We start from the raw sequence: 15,663 nt of genomic DNA, 5'->3' as shown, positions 1-15,663 counted from the left end.
AATATATTTCATGTATATTTGTTGATTTGTGGTGTATATTTGTTCTTTTTGTGGTCGATATGATGGCAGAACTTAGTTGCTGAATATCGCTTTGTGTAGGTTTAATACGTCTGAAAAAGCAATGAATAAGAATCTCTTTGCAAATTGGGAAGCTCCGGCTTCATGGCATAAAATGACCACTCTGGAGTGTCATACCGGTGGCGAGCCTTTGCGCATTATTACTTCAGGATTTCCCTTGCTGAAAGGTGAAACCATATTGGAAATGCGCAGAGATTGCCAGCAAAACCATGATCATCTGCGTACCGCGCTCATGTTCGAGCCTAGAGGTCATGCCGACATGTATGGTTGTGTTATTACTCCACCAGAGCGCCCTGATAGCGATTTTGGGGTCTTGTTCCTGCACAATGAAGGCTATAGCACCATGTGCGGCCACGCCATCATCGCGCTGACGCGGGTAGCCGTAGAGGCAGGTGTTGTGCGCGCACTAGAGCCAGTCACGAGCTTGCGTATCGACGCGCCTTGTGGGCAAATTAAGGCATACGCAGAAATTAAAAAAGGGCAAATCCGTCGCATCTATTTCGATAACGTACCCTCATTTGTGTTTGATGCTGATGCCGAAGTCGCGGTGCCAGGCTTGGGAACTGTCAGTTATACGCTCGCCTACGGTGGTGCCTTCTATGCTTATGTGGATGCATCCTCCTTAGGTCTTTCTTTGCGCGCGGAAAATCACAGTCAAATCATTGATGCTGGCCGCCGCATTAAGCAAGCGCTGCATTCATCCAGAGCCATAACGCATCCGTTGCACGCGGACCTCGGATTTTTATACGGAACAATTTTTTCGGCTCCGTCCGAGACAGCGGGAGTGCATAGTAGAAACGTCTGCATCTTTGCTGACGGTGAATTGGACCGAAGCCCGACTGGCAGCGGTGTGGCCGGGCAAGCCGCTATTTTGCATGCCAAAGGCGTATTGCCCTTAGGGGAAAAAATCGTTATTGAGAGTATTCTGGGGTCACAGTTCCAGGTTTCAGCCCTGAACACCTTAGCCTATGGACCGCACAATGCGATCATCCCGCGCGTGGAAGGAAGTGCGCATATCGTGGGGAAAGCGAGTTTTTACATCGATCCGTCCGACCCACTACAAAATGGATTTATTTTCAGATGACACCGCAATTTGAACAAAGGCTGGCGATACTGAGAGAAAGCCTGTCCAAGGCAGGACAAGACGCCTTGCTGATTTTCTCTTTGGACAACTTACGCTATCTGCTCAATTACAGCGGTGAAGCGGCGTACGGAATCGTGACTCAGAATGCTCTTTATCTGATTACAGACTATCGATTTATCGAGCAGGCGCAACACGAGTGTGTCAATGAACAAATTGACTGTCAGGTGATATGCCGTGACCGGGATCGCCAGACTTTAGGCGCCGCGATTAATATTGTTTTGAAGCGCGAGCAGGCGCATCGTATTTTGTTTGAATCCGAGCATATTTCGGTATCAATGTGGCAGGCTATCTGTTTTGATAACCAAGAGATGGAATTTACTTGCGCGCCGGCGATGCTGGAGTCTCAAAGAAAAATCAAGGATGAATGGGAAGTGGCGCAAATTCGCCAGGCTGCCGCAATTTCCGATCGTGCGCTGGCTCTGTTATTGCCGCAACTGAAGCTCGGTGTGAGTGAGCGGGAGATGGCACTGGAACTCGATTATCAAATGCAGCGTCTCGGTTCTGAAGGGATTTCATTTACGACTATTTTGGGATTTGGAGCGCGTTCGGCACTTCCGCATTGCATACCCTCTGCGCGACAATTACAGGCTGGTGATTTGATCGTGATCGATTTTGGCGCCGTCATTAATGGCTATCGCTCAGATATGACGCGCAGTTTTGTTGCGGGCAAGGCGGATGTAAGGCAACAGGCGATGTTTGACACCGTATATGCAGCACAATGTGCAGCCCTCGCCAGTTTGCATGCCGGCTTGGCCGCACATGAGGCAGATGCCGCCGCCAGCGCGATACTCAAAGCGTCAGAATTTGCAGGCTATGCCGGTCTAGGTTTGGGGCATGGAGTGGGCATCAAGCTGCATGAGCAGCCATTCATGGGGCCGCATTGCCGGGATGTTCTACAGGAAAACTATGTAGTGACGATAGAACCTGGGATTTATATCCCAGGTTATGGAGGAATACGGCTAGAGGATGATGTGCAAATTACTCAAGAGGGATATCTCTCTCTAAGCCATGCACCAAAACAATTTGAGGTGGCAATATGAAGTTAATCGATGCAGATCAGGTCAATCGTAGCCTGCAATTTCCCGCTTTGATCGCGGCATTGGATCAGGGCTTCCAACAAGAGTTTGGTATGCCGCAAAGGCAGGTGTTTGCCTTATCGCAAGACCCGCTTAAACATGATGGATTCGCGGTTTTACCCGCCCGGAATCAGGATGTGATCGGTGTCAAAGCCTTCACCTATTTTCCTGAAAATGCCCAACAGGACTATGCGTCCTTGTACTCTAAAATACTCTTGTTTAGCCGTGAACACGGTGTGCCGCTGGCCATGGTCGATGGCACCTCGGTCACTTACTGGCGCACCGCGGCGGTCTCAGCGCTGGCGTCTCGCTATCTGTCCCGCGCCAATTCCCAGCGCTTGCTTTTGCTCGGCACCGGCAAGCTGGCGATACCTTTGGTGATTGCGCATCTGACGGTACGTGAATTGACACATGTGTTTTTATGGGGACGTAATGCGGCCAAACGCACTGAATTAAAACAACATCTGGAACTCATTTTTCCGCATGTTGAATTTATGGAAGTGCAGGATCTGGCGGCAAGCACCGCGCTGGCCGATATCATCGTCAGTGCCACTGGCTCGTCCGCGCCTCTGATTTTGGGTGCTAGCGTCAGAGCCGGATCACATGTCGATTTGCTAGGCAATCACAGCCCCGCTGGTCGTGAGTGTGATAGTGCTTTAATTCAGAAGGCAGCAGTGTTTGTCGACAGCCGGCAAAATGTCTTGAATGAAGCAGGTGAGTTGTTGATACCGATTCAGGAGGGGCTGTTTCAGGCAGCAGACATCAAAGGCGAGCTGGCGGATCTGTGTAGTAAAAAATGCGCAGGGCGAGAACGTGATGATGAGATCACGCTGTTTAAGTCTGTGGGGACTGCTTTAAGTGATTTGATCGCCGCACATCTGGTGCTGAAATCTCAGTAATCGTGGCGATCGCTCGTTGCTCCAGTTTGACATCACTAAGGCAAAGCGATTTCGTTTAGCCTATTCGCAGTAGGGAATAAAAAGAGCGACTCAAGTTCGCTCTGTTTATCTTCAGTCTCGCCTATTCTGTTTTGGTTTTGACAGGGACGGGCACATTGCAAAGATCAATGTAATTGGCCGCTGTCTTATACCACTTCCCCGAACGATTGCGCGGCGCTTCGGTGATGGCTTGAAACAGCGGTGTATCGGTGCGCAGGATTTCTAGTTTGCTACGCTCAGCTGCTGGCAAGTCTTGCGCGATACGCATGGACTTGATGAGCACTGCTTGTTCCGGTCTGTCATAAAACCCCATGGCCGCCGTCCCGCGTGGCAAGGCTGATAGCAATTCCATGCCGTGTATGACGCGTCCAAGCAGCGTGATATTGCGATCCAGATGGCGAGGCGCATGGCCGATTACGGCATACAGGAGTGCGCCTAAGCTGAATCTCACAAGGCGATTGGATGAAGGCATGATTTTTATTTTTTTGGGGAGAAAAAATGGCGGGCGATGCAGCGTGGATATTGTATCGTTGATCGCTGTCAATATAAAAACGGTGCGCTTTCCTTTTAGTAGAAAGGGCACCGCTTTGGACGCGCTCACTTCATTCGCTGAAAATCAACTTAAAATTTCATCGAACCTGTCATGTAGAAAGTACGACCCATCGCATCGGCATAGCGACCATCGTAGCCAACCTGATCGCCGTTGCCGTCTTTCAGTGACAGCGGTGGATTTCGATCAAACAGGTTCTTGATGCCGAAGGTAAGCGTGATATTTTTCTTCAGTTGGGCACGCGTCTGCCAGTCGAAGGTAGTGTAGGAAGAAACGTCACGATCCAGATCGACGAAATTACCAAATGACCCATCGGTATTGACTTCACGCACACTGGCCTGATGATCGTGGTAACCGGATTTATAGTTGATCATCATCGTGTGTGAAAACATATCCGACGTCGTCAAGGTCGTCGCCAGTCGTGTGATGACGCGGAACGCGACGTTGTTGAACTCATCGTAACGTCCTACGCTTTGTACCGTAGGATTACCAGGAAGATCATAATCGGACTTGAGCAGGTAGGTACCGGTCCAGTTCAGGCTTAACTTACCGATTGGTGTCGCGGTTTTGTAGCTGGTATCCCAATCTATCCCTTGATACTGCGCGTTGGCGATATTAAAAGAAGGCAGGGTGGCGACCAAAATATTACCGCCTTGACCAGGTTCGTAAAAAGTAGAGAATAGATTGTCATATTTAGCCGGGTTTCCAAATACCACAGCTTCCGGCAGCGAGGCAATCTGATTACTCATTTTTACATCCCACCAGTCAATTCCCACCGACAAGCTAGAGATAGGTTCCACGCGGAAGCCTAAAGTGGCTTGCTTGGATTCTTCCGGCTTTAAGCCGTTTTCGCCGGACAGACGATTACCGCCCGATAAAATATCGTACTGGGTTTTTCCCATGCAATTGACTGCGCGTGGATCTGGTGCTTTGACCGGACAGTCATATTGGCCGCCGGTATTGCCACTGTGGGTGAGTGGCGAGGTGATGGTGGACATGTCAGCCATTTTAAAGCCGGTGCCATAGGAGCCACGCAGCAGCAAACTATCGATAGGTCGGAAAGCGGCTGACAGTTTATAGGTCAGTTTATCAGCTTTGTTACCCTGAGTCTCAGAGGCGATCGGTGTGCCGGCTGCGTCGAAGTTTGCGGTGTTTTTAATTGCGGTATAGCTGTCGTAACGTAGTGCCGCAGTGATGTCGAAGCGTTTGCTGATAGGCATCAGTAGTTCGGCAAATGCACCCCAGTTATTTCTGCTGGCGGCAATTGGCAAGTCGCCTGGTGAGTCACCCAAAGGCGCATCGGTGTAATTAGGTTGCAAGGCGTTTGCGCCCATACCGATCGGTGTCGCCTTGTAGTCGTAACCCTGTCTGGTGAAGTCGGTGCCGACACCTAGCTGTGCTTTACCGCCAGGTAAAGTAAATAACTCGCGTGACCCCCTCAAACTGAGCACATCCAGAGTATTTTGTGAGCTTGACCAGTTTTCATGCAATATCGCTGGTGCCAGGATTGCCGTTGATGATCCGGCTGGTGCAAATGGATCGTAGCTTAATGCGGGAGGCGCGGCGTCGACGATCTCATAGAATTTATTTTTACTCAAAAAGCCGCCGGCAAAATCTCTGCTACGCTTGGATACCGAATGGGTAAACGACGCGTTGTAGTCCATGCCAAAGGCATTGCCATCCACCCCCAAGACCAAATGCTGCGCCTCAGTGCCATAGGCGACATTGCGACCACCAGCATCTGAAATGCGTAATTTCATAAGCGCGCTCGCAACATTGGCGGGATCGACTCCTAATTGTGCCAAATAAGGGGTGACATATTTGCTGTACAGCGGGCTAGATAAAGGAAGCGCCAGGGGCTGAGCTGGCGGTGCATAGCGACCGGTTTGGGTAAATTTTGAGACTACTGCTTCAGCGAATAAATTCGTGTCGCTATTGAGCTTGTAATTGACGGAACCAAAGAAGCTATCGCGTTTCGATTCTGGCATTAACTGAACTGTGGACGCGTAATCATAGCGGCAGCGACTGTCGACCTGAAACGTATTCGGGCCACATTTGCCGTTTTTCAGCAAATCGGGGGAAAACATCACAGGATCAGAACCGTCTTTCATCTTCAGTTGGGCGATTGCCGGACTGGAGTTGTCAGACAGTGACCAGGTCGCATAGTTTTTTCCCTTACTGGAAAATTTCCTGACACCGGTATCTGCGAACGGACGTTGCGATGCATTGAGCTCTTTTTGCTCATCATGGCTGTAAGCGAGCAAAACGTTGTAACCGTCTTTTTCCAGATCGCCAAACCCTTTAGAGATACCGAAGTTATATGATTTACCGCCGCTGTGCTGGGGCTGGTTATACGTCAGGTCGACCGAAAAATCTGTTTGGTTCTTACGTAGGATGAAATTGACCACGCCAGCGATAGCGTCAGAGCCATACAACGTGGAGGCGCCATCGGTCAGGATCTCTACCCGCTCTACCGCAGACATAGGAATGCTGGACAAGTTCACTGCACTACCAGAGCCATAAGAAGCAAGTCTATGGCCATTCAGTAGAACCAGGGTGTAAGCGGCGCCGATATTGTGGATGGAGGCTGTCTGGATACCGCCGCCACCGCCATTAATGCTTTGGTTGGCTGTGGCGAAGCCCTGCATGCTTGGTAAGGCGGCGACCAGATCCGCAACGCTATTGGCGCCACTTTTTTCTATGTCGGCACGGCTCAAGGTTTGCACTGGGAGAGCGGTTTCCTGATTGATGCGTTTAATTGAAGACCCGGTGATTTCTACACGTTGAACGCTAGTAGCTGCAGCCTCTTGCGCTAGCGCATGCGGTGCCGAAATACTCATTGCCAGACCGAGACTGCCGGCGAACATCATTCTTACAGAACGGGATAAAACGGTTTCTTTTAACATTGTCTACTCCAGAATTATTATGGGTGTTCTTAACGTGTCGCGTTCTCATGGAATTGAGGCCATTTTTAGTCGCCTTTACTCTTCGCCGCGCGCCGTTATCAACGCCCTTATCCAGAGGAGAAAAATCAATTAAAAATATACTTCAAATATTCCTTCGATATTCTTACAATATATTAAGAGTTCGTATGAAATCATTCTGTGTAAGGATTGTCAAGAGTGTTCAATGCAGTATGGTGAGAATGCAACAAGCCAAAATTCAGGTTTTTTACGTACTGGCCGCGTCTTACCCATCTCTAAAAAATCAGAGGTTTTGGCTCTATGAGTGATTGCTTTTTGTAGTGCTGTCCTGTTGTGATTGCCAGGCTTTTTGCATATGGGCGGTATTGCCAACAGAAAACGAAAATGATTTGCGTCCCGAATTTGGTGCAATCAATTTGCGAGGATTTTTTTGGAGATTCCCTTGACGCTAGTCATAGGAAGTGTCAGGCTCTGTGCGCGTTTTTAGCTCGCCCTAGGGTTGCATGCGTAAGACTATTTTTGAATGCTGTGGGGTATGACCCCTTACTGAAAAACACTTAATGACTTCAAGCCGCACTCCCTCACAATCAACTGACGCGATTTCAGAATCGCAGCCGCGGTATCGCGACCCCGAATTTTCTGCCGCTCTGATTGCCTGGCAAAAGCAGCATGGACGGCATGCCTTGCCGTGGCAGCAAAGCGATGATGCCTACCGTGTCTGGTTGTCTGAGATCATGTTGCAGCAGACCCAGGTGACGGCGGTGCTCCCGTATTACCAGCGTTTTTTGCAGAGTTTCCCTAGCGTGTTTGCGCTGGCAGAGGCTAGCTCCGAGCAGGTGATGGAACACTGGAGTGGCCTCGGTTACTACACGCGGGCGCGCAATCTGCACCAGTGTGCCAAGCTGGTGGTGGCGCAGTATCAGGGACAATTTCCGTCTGACCCAGTGTTACTGCAAGAATTACCGGGCATAGGTCGTTCTACCGCCGCTGCAATTTCGGCTTTTTCGTATGGCACGATCGCGGCTATTTTGGATGGCAATGTCAAGCGGGTCTTGGCCCGCGTGTTTGCGGTCGATGGCTACCCCGGCTCTAAACCGATAGAAGACGCGTTGTGGTTACGTGCCCAGGCGCTCTTACCGCAGCAGGACATACAAGCCTACACCCAGGGTTTGATGGATTTAGGCGCCACTCTGTGTACCCGCAACAGCCCCTCCTGTGAGCGCTGCCCTATGCAGACGCGCTGTCTGGCCTATGCGCAGGGGCGCACCGCCGAGCTGCCGGTACGTAAGCCTAAGAAGCTACAAAAACACAAACAGGCATTGATGCTGGTGTTGATCCATGAGGGCCAAGTCTTGCTGGAACAACGCCCTGATAGCGGGATTTGGGGCGGCTTGCTATCCTTGCCCGAGATCGGCGGTATGCGTGATTTTCAGGCGACCGAGGTGTTGGCGATGAGCGAGCAGTTACCGGCAGCGCGCCAGTTGTTTGGGCAATTTGGCGAGTTGACTGAGATGCTTGCCTTGCCTGATTTTAGCCATGTGTTTACCCATTTTAAATTGCATGTAACCCCGCTTCGAGCGAGCATTTCCAAACGACATGCGATGGTGGCTGAGGCGCGTTATGTTTGGACTGATATGGCAAAAATTTCATCGGCAGCCTTACCTGCGCCGATTAAAACTTTATTGCTGACGCTGGCGTAGTGATGACTATCGCCACTAATGGCAGCGGTGCTTAGCGCGGCTGAGGAAAAACCAAAATAGCTGGTTCGGCTTCATCTCGCGCTATCGGGCTTTCGTCCCTGCCTATGCGATTTCGTCACTTTTCTTTCCTGTCGCGAGAACTCGATTTACACTGTGCTCTCACTCACAGGTTTTTGAATCAAGCTTGTGGTGCTTCACATTTCAGGAGCGTATTTTGCTAAATCCAATTTTTTATCAAGGCATGTCACAACTCAGGTTTCGACTTATCTTGTTATGTCTGTTGCCGTTGCTGTTAGTTAATGTTGCAGAGGCCGCCACCAAGGCTTGTCGTCATCCTGACTTTCCTCAGGAAGTGCAATGTGGTGAGATCTTGCGGCCACTCAATCCAGCCCAGCCCGAGGGTAAAAAAATCAGCATTCATTATGTGGTGCTGCCCTCACAAGATAGAAATAAATTGCCTGATGCGGTGTTTCTGTTGGCCGGTGGTCCCGGTCAGAGTGCCATCAATGTGGCGGGCTTTGGGCAGGCGGTATTAAGCCGTCTGAACCGCAGGCGCGATCTGGTGTTTGTCGATCAACGTGGCACTGGCCGTAGTGCTCCTCTGCATTGTCCTGAACTGGAAGATGCTAGCGAGGTGATGGACAACCAGACCATGCATAAGCTGGCAGAGCATTGCATGAAAAATCTGCAGGCCTTGCCGTATGGTGATTTGCAGTATTTCAGCACCAGTATTGCGGTACAAGATCTGGAGGCGGTTCGTCTGGCGCAAGCCTATGGCCCTATCAACTTGGTGGGGGCCTCGTATGGAACCCGTGCCGGTTTGGAATATCTGCGCCAGTATCCTAAGGCTGTGCGACGTCTGGTGCTCGATGGGGTGACTCCGCCCGATATGCGCCTGCCATCGCTTGATGCCCAAACTGCACTAGAGGGCGTATTCGCAGCCTGCCTGAAGGATACGCTGTGTAATCAAAATTACCCCGATCTGGCGGTGCGCTGGAAAAAATTATTGCATAAGCTGACACCTGAGCTTGCCAGCACACCAGTGAGTAAAATCAGTTACACCCATCCACGTTTGGGCAACCAGATTACGGCCCCGTTCACGCGCGAGGCCTTACTTGGTTTAGTTCATAAAACGCTGTATTCGGCCGCTAGTACTGCAGGCTTACCGTATGCGTTAACGCAGGCTGAGCTAGGCAATATAAATCCCCTGATTACGCTCAGCAATGCCTTTAATCTGGCCGGACCGGGTGGTATCGCCTATGGCATGCACTTCTCGGTATGGTGTGGCGAAGCCTATGCGCGTCCGCTGGCAGTGGCTGCCAAGGCTAGTGTCCCCGCCGACGATTTTGCGGTACTCAGTACCGGGATGTATGACAAAGTTTGTGAGAAGTGGCCGCGTGCCACTATTCCCGCCGAATTTTTCAGCGTGCCCACCAGTAAGTCACCGGTCTTGCTCCTCAGTGGCGGTATCGATCCGGTCACACCTAGCCGACATGGCGCGGCAGTCAGCACGGCCTTAGGTCCGCAAGCACGCCATCTGGCGGTTGAAAATGCCGGCCATGGTTTGCTGATGCATGGTTGCCTAAGAGACGTGGTGTACCGCTATCTGAACGCCAAAGACGACGCCGAGGCGGTCAAAGTCGACGCCAACTGCCTAAGGCAAATCCCAAGACCCTTGGCGTGGCAAGCACCGCTCACGACTAGCCCTGAGCCGAATAAAAGCGCTGCACAAAACAGCGCGCAGCCAGAAGTTAAGCCAGGAGTTAAGCCATGATAGTCGCCGAAAATTTGCATAAAGAATTTGTGAAAACGACTAAGGCCTACTACGGTCTTGGCAAGGCCAAACATGAGGTAGTTAAAGCGGTAGAGGGTATCCATTTTAGTGCTGGCGACGGTGCCATACTTGGTCTGCTCGGTGCCAATGGTGCCGGCAAGACTACCAGTTTGCGCATGGTGGCTTCTTTGCTGCAGCCCGATCAAGGGCGCATTAGTATTGATGGGGTAGAGGTGGTTGCCGGGCAGCATAGCACGCAGTCGCAGATGGGGGTGCTGTCGGATGCGCGCGGTTTGTATCCACGCTTGAGCGCGCGTGAAAACATCCATTACTACGGTGCTCTGCATGGCATGCAGCCCGCCTTGATACAGCAGCGCATTGAGCAGTTGGCAGAAAATTTGGAAATGAAGAGCCTGCTCGACAGACGTACCGAAGGCTTTAGCCAGGGCGAGCGCATGAAGGTGGCGCTGGCCCGAGCCCTGATACACGACCCGAAAAATATTATTCTCGATGAGCCTACCAATGGCCTCGATGTGGTCGCCACCCGTGGCCTGCGCGAATTTCTACGCTGGTTGTGTACCCCAGCTGGCGGCGGCAAATGCATCATTTTCTCTACCCATATCATGCAAGAGGTAGAGCGTCTGTGCGATGCGGTGGTGATTGTGGCGCGCGGCCAGACCGTCGCCAGCGGCACAGTGGACGAATTGATGCAACAAGCTGGTGAAACTGATTTCGAAGATGCCTTCGTCAAATTGGCCTTTCTCGATGCGCCTAAGGCTAACACTAACAGGACAGCAAGATGAACGCGATTATCACGATCTTCCGTAAAGAAATTACCGACGCTATGCGTGATAGGCGCACCTTGATGATGGTGTTGTTGAGCGCACTGGTGTTCGTGCCTCTATTACTAGTCATATTTTCTGAAATCATGTCGCAGATAGAGGCGCAGGAAGACAAGCGCACAGTGATGGCGCTTAACCTGAAACAGGCAGCGCGACTAGAAAACTACATCCTGAGGCAAGGCTATCAAATTGAAATTGCGCCTGCCGACTACGAAGAAAAATTGCGTAAAAAAGATCTTAGTCAGCCAGTCTTGCTGGTGTCTGAAAATTTTGATCAGGAGTTGGCGCAGGCGAAAAAAGTAAAACTAGAAATCGTCTACGACACCTCGAACAAGCAAGCCGAGTTTGCATTGCGCCCGCTCAAGCGCCTGCTGGACGGCTACACCCAAGAGAGCGCCATGCTCGGTCTCACCATGCGCGGCGTCTCTAGTGAAGTGTTTCAGTTGATCGAAGTCAAAGAAAAATATATAGGCCGTGCCGAAGAGCGACGCGTCACCGTCACCAGCATGCTGCCATTTGCGCTGATCATGGCGATCGTGGTGGGCGGCATGTTCTCCGCCATCGACACCACTGCTGGCGAGCGTGAGCGTGGCTCGCTAGAACCTTTGATGATGAACCCGGTGACCGGTTGGCAGCTCGCCCTAGGCAAGTGGGGCGCGGTGGCCAGTATCAGCATGCTGGTCGCCTTGCTGACTGTGCTCAGTTTTTTCCCCTCGCAGTGGCTGATACGCAATGATGCGCTAAAGGCGGAATTCCAATTCGGCCTCAGTGATGCGCTCGGTTTCTTGCTGATCTTGTTGCCGCTGGCGGCCAGCATTTCGGCACTGCAAGTGGCGCTCTCGCTCACTTGCAAGAGCTTCAAAGAAGCACAGGTGCGCAATCAAATCTTGAGCATGCTGATCTCAATGGCACCGATGATGCTGATGTTTAATACCGGCCGCGAACCGGCATGGTTTGTATGGGCACCGTCGATCGCGCAATCTTTGATGATGAACCATGTGCTCAAGGGCGAGCCGCTAGAAGTGAGCGCGGTCGCGATTGCTCTACTAGTGTGCACCAGCATATGCATCGCCAGCCTCAGTTTTGTCGCGCATAAAATGCGCAGGGTGGTGATGCTGTAAAACTTTGTAGGCCCGATTAGCGCAGCGTAATCGGGCACATGCCACGGCGCCGTAGTAACTGTTCAGCCTTCTACTAAAATTATTAAAAACAAAACGAAAACCTCTCAAAGGAGGCACAGAGACACAGAGAAAAACGGAGAACTGCCTTGCTTTCCTCTGTGAATCTCTGTGTCTCTGTGCCTCTGTGTTGAGTGGTTTTGACTTTCTTCATAGCGGGCTGAACAGTAACGCGCCGTATGCAATTTCAAATACCGGCACGCCAGCGCGCATATTCCATGCGCCTTTCCAGGCACACCGGCCTGTAGCCCGCATGGAATATGCGTGCTGGGCCATGCGGTTTTGAAATCCTCTGCAGCCCAATACGCTGACGGCAATTGCGCTTCCAGGCTAAGCATGCGACTCTGCGCCTGCTGTTGAAATCGGCCATGCCTTGCGCCCCTTGTTTTTTCAAGCGCAAGCTGCCACGCGTTTCATCTTTGCCTGGCGTGTTTCGGTCTAAGCATCGCGTGCTTGGTCGCTGCCCATTAGCGAGGCAGCTAGCGGCGCGCTAAACTGTGTCTGTCGTAGTGAGTGCAGACACTGGCCAATGAGGGTTTCTTTAGGAAAGATCAGAATATGAATATCGCCACATCATCCGCCTTAGTGCCAAGGCCGCCCAAATTCTATAGCTGGAGACGCTTGCAAGTTATTTTATTGTTTAGTCTGTTTCTCAGCATAATCATGAAATTTACCTGGCCGACCTGGTGGATCACCATCTGGGCCCGTTTGTTCTTGATCGGCTTCCTACAATTAACGGCCTTTGGGTTGTTGGAGCGCTGGCCGCGGCGCTTGCCACGTTGGGTGGCGCGCTGGGTGCTACAAGTTGCGGCGGTGGCGATTGTGGTGCCGTTCGCGGCGGCGCTGGCCTATTCCCTGACCACTCTAGGTGACCCTAGCCCCTGGTACCAAAGCAAGGAGAAATTAGCGGGATGCGGTTCTATGATCGGTGCCGGCCTCTTGTTTTCACCGTGGATCGCCATGTCGGCGCTGTATCGCCATATTAGTGGGCAAGCGCAAAGGCAGGCGCTGTCGTTTGAGCTGGAACGCAGCGAATTCGCCCGTGATGCCCTAGATTCGCGGCTGCGCTTATTGCAGGCACAAGTCGAACCGCATTTTCTGTTCAATACCCTAGCCAATGTGCGTGAGCTGGTCGATGCTGGATCTGCGCAAGCCTCACAAGTACTCAATAGCCTGATCGCCTACCTGCGCGCTGCCGTGCCTAGTCTGAACGATACTTCCAGCACACTAGGGCAAGAACTCGATTTGGTGCGCGCCTATCTCGAAATTATGCATATGCGTATGCCTGACCGATTACAATTTAAGATACAAGTTGAGGACGCGGCCTTGCGTATCAAGTGTCCGCCCATGACTTTGCTGACTCTGGTAGAAAACGCGGTGCGCCACGGTATCGACCCGAGCGAGGTGGGCGGGCAGATCGATGTGAGTGTGCGACTACAGCAGGGGCGCTGTCTGGCCTTGGTCAGCGATACCGGGGTCGGTCTGGGGCAAGACCATCAGGGCAAGCAGGCTAGCCAGGGGCTAGGCACCGGGCTGGCTAATCTGCGCGAGCGTCTACAATTGATATTTGCTGGCGATGCCCAGCTCAGCCTGACAGCACTCAGCCCGCATGGCTTTAGTGCCGAACTTAATTTCCCAGCTGAAGCTAGCTGACCAACCAGGAGCGCAGCATGACGACAGCCCGTCCCACCGCATTAATCGCCGACGACGAACCTTTATTGCGCAGCTCTTTGACGCGCATGCTGGCCGAAGCTTGGCCAGAATTAGAGATCGTGGCGCAGGCGCGCAATGGGCGCGAAGCGGTAGAGCAAACCCAAGCATTACAGCCTACCGTGTGTTTTCTCGATGTACATATGCCTGGGCTTTCAGGTGTGGAAGCTGCGCGGCAAATCGGTCGCGCCGCGCATGTGGTGTTCGTCACGGCCTATAGCGAATATGCGGTGGAGGCGTTTGCGCAAGGTGCACTTGATTACCTGGTGAAACCGGTAGATCCGGCGCGACTGGCCGACACCGTCGCACGGGTACGCGAACGGCTAGTCGCTGCGCAGCCAGCGCCGGACATCGATGTATTACTCGATAAACTAGAAGCGCGTTTGCAAAAGAAAGCCGCGCCGGAACCCTTGCGCTGGATTAAGGCCTTGGTCGGCCAGGCATTGCGCATGATACCGGTTGAAGAAATTGATTATTTGCGCTCGGATGAGAAGTACACGCTGATCGCCTGGCGTGGCGATGACGGCAAAGCGGCCGAGGCCTTGATACGCACTTCGCTCAAAGACTTGCTAGATCAACTGGATGGCGCCCACTTTATTCAAGTACATCGCTCGGTGGTTGTGAACATCAATATGGTCAGCCATGTTACGCGCGGCGAAAACGAGACCGCCACCATACACATGAAAGGGCGCAGCGAGAAACTACCGGTCAGCCGTAGTTATTTGCATCACTTCAAGCAGATGTAAATTTTATTCATTTCCTGGCGCAGCGTAAAAATAAAATCCGGCAACGGCGTGCTGCTAATGAATTATTTTGGACCGCAGCGTTCGCTTGCTGATCCCAAGGCGATTGTAAACGATGGGCTCGCCGCCTTACGTGCGATTGAATAATTAGGTCGAGTATTCATAGTTTGGGTACAGCGTATCATCACGTATTCAACTTCAAATTGAGGCAAGCCCACAGCGCATATTCCATGCGCCTTTCCAGCAACATAGGCCTGCAGCCCGCATGGAATATGCGTGGTGGCAGGGGGCCGTTAATTTTTTATGTGCTGCAGATGCTGATTGTGCAGGCACCAAGACCTAGGCCTTAGGCTCAGCTGCTGAGCCTGGCAGCGCACGATAGATCAGGCTAGGTTCATTGTCAGCGGCATCATTGAGCGTTGTGAACTGCACGAAGCCGGCGCGCTCTAAAGTGCGTCGGGACGCAAGATTGTCTTTGTGAACCAAACCCAAAACCTCGCTCGCTTTGAGTTCGGTGAAGGCGAGATCGAGTGCTGCTAGGGCGATTTGGCTGGCATAGCCCTTGCCCCACGCTGTTGGCGCAAGCCGGAAGTAGATGTTGAGCCCATCGAGATGACCGACTTTTTTGCGCATGATGCCTCCAAAGCCTATGACTTGTTCTGGCTGCTCGGCATCTGTTACCGTCCAATACCCAAAGCCATGTTGCTGCCAATGAGCACACCAGGTCTGCAGCAATTCAGTAGCCCGCAAAGGTGTGTACGGACCGGCTGGATTGAATTGGGTCGTTTTTGGGTCACAGTGAATCTTAAGGAAAGCCGTAAGATCAGACGGATATAACTGTCGTAGTGCGATGGAAAACATAAGAAAGCCTTGCGCCGCCTTAAGCTGCTTTTTATAGTTGTAAATCAGTCGGAATTTATTCGTTATTTAGCAAACAGTGTTTTCTGCGCTGCACCTCAATAGCCGCTGGCGTTTTGTATCGTACTAGATTCTAAATATCGACACT

12 protein-coding genes are annotated in these 15,663 nt (G+C 51.8%); 9 read left to right on the top strand and 3 right to left on the bottom strand.

Features of this window, described 5'->3' with window-relative positions:
• Positions 1 to 121: 121 nt before the first annotated feature.
• From EJN92_RS04885 to lhpI, 3 genes are read left to right on the top strand one after another with little or no spacing between them, the layout of a single operon-like run.
• Positions 122 to 1,162 carry a proline racemase family protein gene (locus EJN92_RS04885; protein ID WP_126126785.1) on the top strand — a complete coding sequence of 347 codons (1,041 nt, stop codon included), beginning with the start codon at positions 122 to 124 and terminating at the stop codon, positions 1,160 to 1,162.
• A complete protein-coding gene (locus tag EJN92_RS04880) occupies positions 1,159 to 2,262 on the top strand; it encodes a M24 family metallopeptidase (protein ID WP_126126784.1) in 1,104 nt (367 codons plus the stop codon). The genes EJN92_RS04885 and EJN92_RS04880 overlap by 4 nt, the downstream gene beginning before the upstream one ends.
• Positions 2,259 to 3,197, top strand: a complete 939-nt coding sequence (gene lhpI, locus EJN92_RS04875) for a bifunctional Delta(1)-pyrroline-2-carboxylate/Delta(1)-piperideine-2-carboxylate reductase (RefSeq protein ID WP_126126783.1) — start codon at positions 2,259 to 2,261, stop codon at positions 3,195 to 3,197. The genes EJN92_RS04880 and lhpI overlap by 4 nt, the downstream gene beginning before the upstream one ends.
• 121 nt (positions 3,198 to 3,318) lie before the next feature.
• Here lhpI and EJN92_RS04870 read toward each other — a convergent pair whose 3' ends face one another.
• Both EJN92_RS04870 and EJN92_RS04865 read right to left on the bottom strand, forming a co-directional pair.
• A complete protein-coding gene (locus tag EJN92_RS04870) occupies positions 3,319 to 3,708 on the bottom strand; it encodes a peptidylprolyl isomerase (protein ID WP_126126782.1) in 390 nt (129 codons plus the stop codon).
• A 149-nt stretch (positions 3,709 to 3,857) separates the two neighbouring features.
• Positions 3,858 to 6,692, bottom strand: a complete 2,835-nt coding sequence (locus EJN92_RS04865) for a TonB-dependent receptor (protein ID WP_126126781.1) — start codon at positions 6,690 to 6,692, stop codon at positions 3,858 to 3,860.
• Between the two features lie 578 nt (positions 6,693 to 7,270).
• Between EJN92_RS04865 and mutY the strand changes: the two genes are divergently transcribed.
• The 6 genes from mutY to EJN92_RS04835 all read left to right on the top strand — a co-directional run bounded on the left by mutY (position 7,271) and on the right by EJN92_RS04835 (position 14,660).
• Positions 7,271 to 8,410 carry an A/G-specific adenine glycosylase gene (gene mutY / locus EJN92_RS04860; protein WP_126126780.1) on the top strand — a complete coding sequence of 380 codons (1,140 nt, stop codon included), beginning with the start codon at positions 7,271 to 7,273 and terminating at the stop codon, positions 8,408 to 8,410.
• A 214-nt stretch (positions 8,411 to 8,624) separates the two neighbouring features.
• On the top strand, positions 8,625 to 10,184 hold the full coding sequence (locus tag EJN92_RS04855; RefSeq protein WP_126126779.1) for an alpha/beta hydrolase: 1,560 nt from the start codon (positions 8,625 to 8,627) through the stop codon (positions 10,182 to 10,184).
• Positions 10,181 to 10,987, top strand: a complete 807-nt coding sequence (locus EJN92_RS04850; RefSeq protein WP_126126778.1) for an ABC transporter ATP-binding protein — start codon at positions 10,181 to 10,183, stop codon at positions 10,985 to 10,987. The genes EJN92_RS04855 and EJN92_RS04850 overlap by 4 nt, the downstream gene beginning before the upstream one ends.
• Positions 10,984 to 12,147, top strand: a complete 1,164-nt coding sequence (locus tag EJN92_RS04845; RefSeq protein ID WP_126126777.1) for an ABC transporter permease — start codon at positions 10,984 to 10,986, stop codon at positions 12,145 to 12,147. The genes EJN92_RS04850 and EJN92_RS04845 overlap by 4 nt, the downstream gene beginning before the upstream one ends.
• Before the next feature lie 720 nt (positions 12,148 to 12,867).
• Positions 12,868 to 13,857 carry a sensor histidine kinase gene (locus tag EJN92_RS04840; protein WP_157984310.1) on the top strand — a complete coding sequence of 330 codons (990 nt, stop codon included), beginning with the start codon at positions 12,868 to 12,870 and terminating at the stop codon, positions 13,855 to 13,857.
• Between the two features lie 17 nt (positions 13,858 to 13,874).
• Positions 13,875 to 14,660 carry a LytR/AlgR family response regulator transcription factor gene (locus EJN92_RS04835; protein WP_126126775.1) on the top strand — a complete coding sequence of 262 codons (786 nt, stop codon included), beginning with the start codon at positions 13,875 to 13,877 and terminating at the stop codon, positions 14,658 to 14,660.
• Between the two features lie 336 nt (positions 14,661 to 14,996).
• Here EJN92_RS04835 and EJN92_RS04830 read toward each other — a convergent pair whose 3' ends face one another.
• Positions 14,997 to 15,518 carry a GNAT family N-acetyltransferase gene (locus EJN92_RS04830; protein ID WP_126126774.1) on the bottom strand — a complete coding sequence of 174 codons (522 nt, stop codon included), beginning with the start codon at positions 15,516 to 15,518 and terminating at the stop codon, positions 14,997 to 14,999.
• Positions 15,519 to 15,663 lie beyond the last annotated feature (145 nt).

Source organism: Undibacterium parvum, assembly GCF_003955735.1.
Classification (GTDB): Bacteria; Pseudomonadota; Gammaproteobacteria; order Burkholderiales; family Burkholderiaceae_D; genus Undibacterium; species Undibacterium parvum.
This window is presented reverse-complemented; position numbering and strand designations above follow the sequence as displayed.

Bases quoted from the DNA above. Each gene is read 5' to 3' on its own strand.
- EJN92_RS04870 (WP_126126782.1), bottom strand. From the start codon at position 3,708: ATGCCTTCATCCAATCGCCTTGTGAGATTCAGCTTAGGCGCACTCCTG.
- EJN92_RS04865 (WP_126126781.1), bottom strand. From the start codon at position 6,692: ATGTTAAAAGAAACCGTTTTATCCCGTTCTGTAAGAATGATGTTCGCC.
- EJN92_RS04845 (WP_126126777.1), top strand. From the start codon at position 10,984: ATGAACGCGATTATCACGATCTTCCGTAAAGAAATTACCGACGCTATG.
- EJN92_RS04840 (WP_157984310.1), top strand. From the start codon at position 12,868: ATGAAATTTACCTGGCCGACCTGGTGGATCACCATCTGGGCCCGTTTG.
- EJN92_RS04830 (WP_126126774.1), bottom strand. From the start codon at position 15,518: ATGTTTTCCATCGCACTACGACAGTTATATCCGTCTGATCTTACGGCT.
- EJN92_RS04850 (WP_126126778.1), top strand. From the start codon at position 10,181: ATGATAGTCGCCGAAAATTTGCATAAAGAATTTGTGAAAACGACTAAG.
- mutY (WP_126126780.1), top strand. From the start codon at position 7,271: ATGACTTCAAGCCGCACTCCCTCACAATCAACTGACGCGATTTCAGAA.
- EJN92_RS04835 (WP_126126775.1), top strand. From the start codon at position 13,875: ATGACGACAGCCCGTCCCACCGCATTAATCGCCGACGACGAACCTTTA.
- EJN92_RS04885 (WP_126126785.1), top strand. From the start codon at position 122: ATGAATAAGAATCTCTTTGCAAATTGGGAAGCTCCGGCTTCATGGCAT.
- lhpI (WP_126126783.1), top strand. From the start codon at position 2,259: ATGAAGTTAATCGATGCAGATCAGGTCAATCGTAGCCTGCAATTTCCC.
- EJN92_RS04880 (WP_126126784.1), top strand. From the start codon at position 1,159: ATGACACCGCAATTTGAACAAAGGCTGGCGATACTGAGAGAAAGCCTG.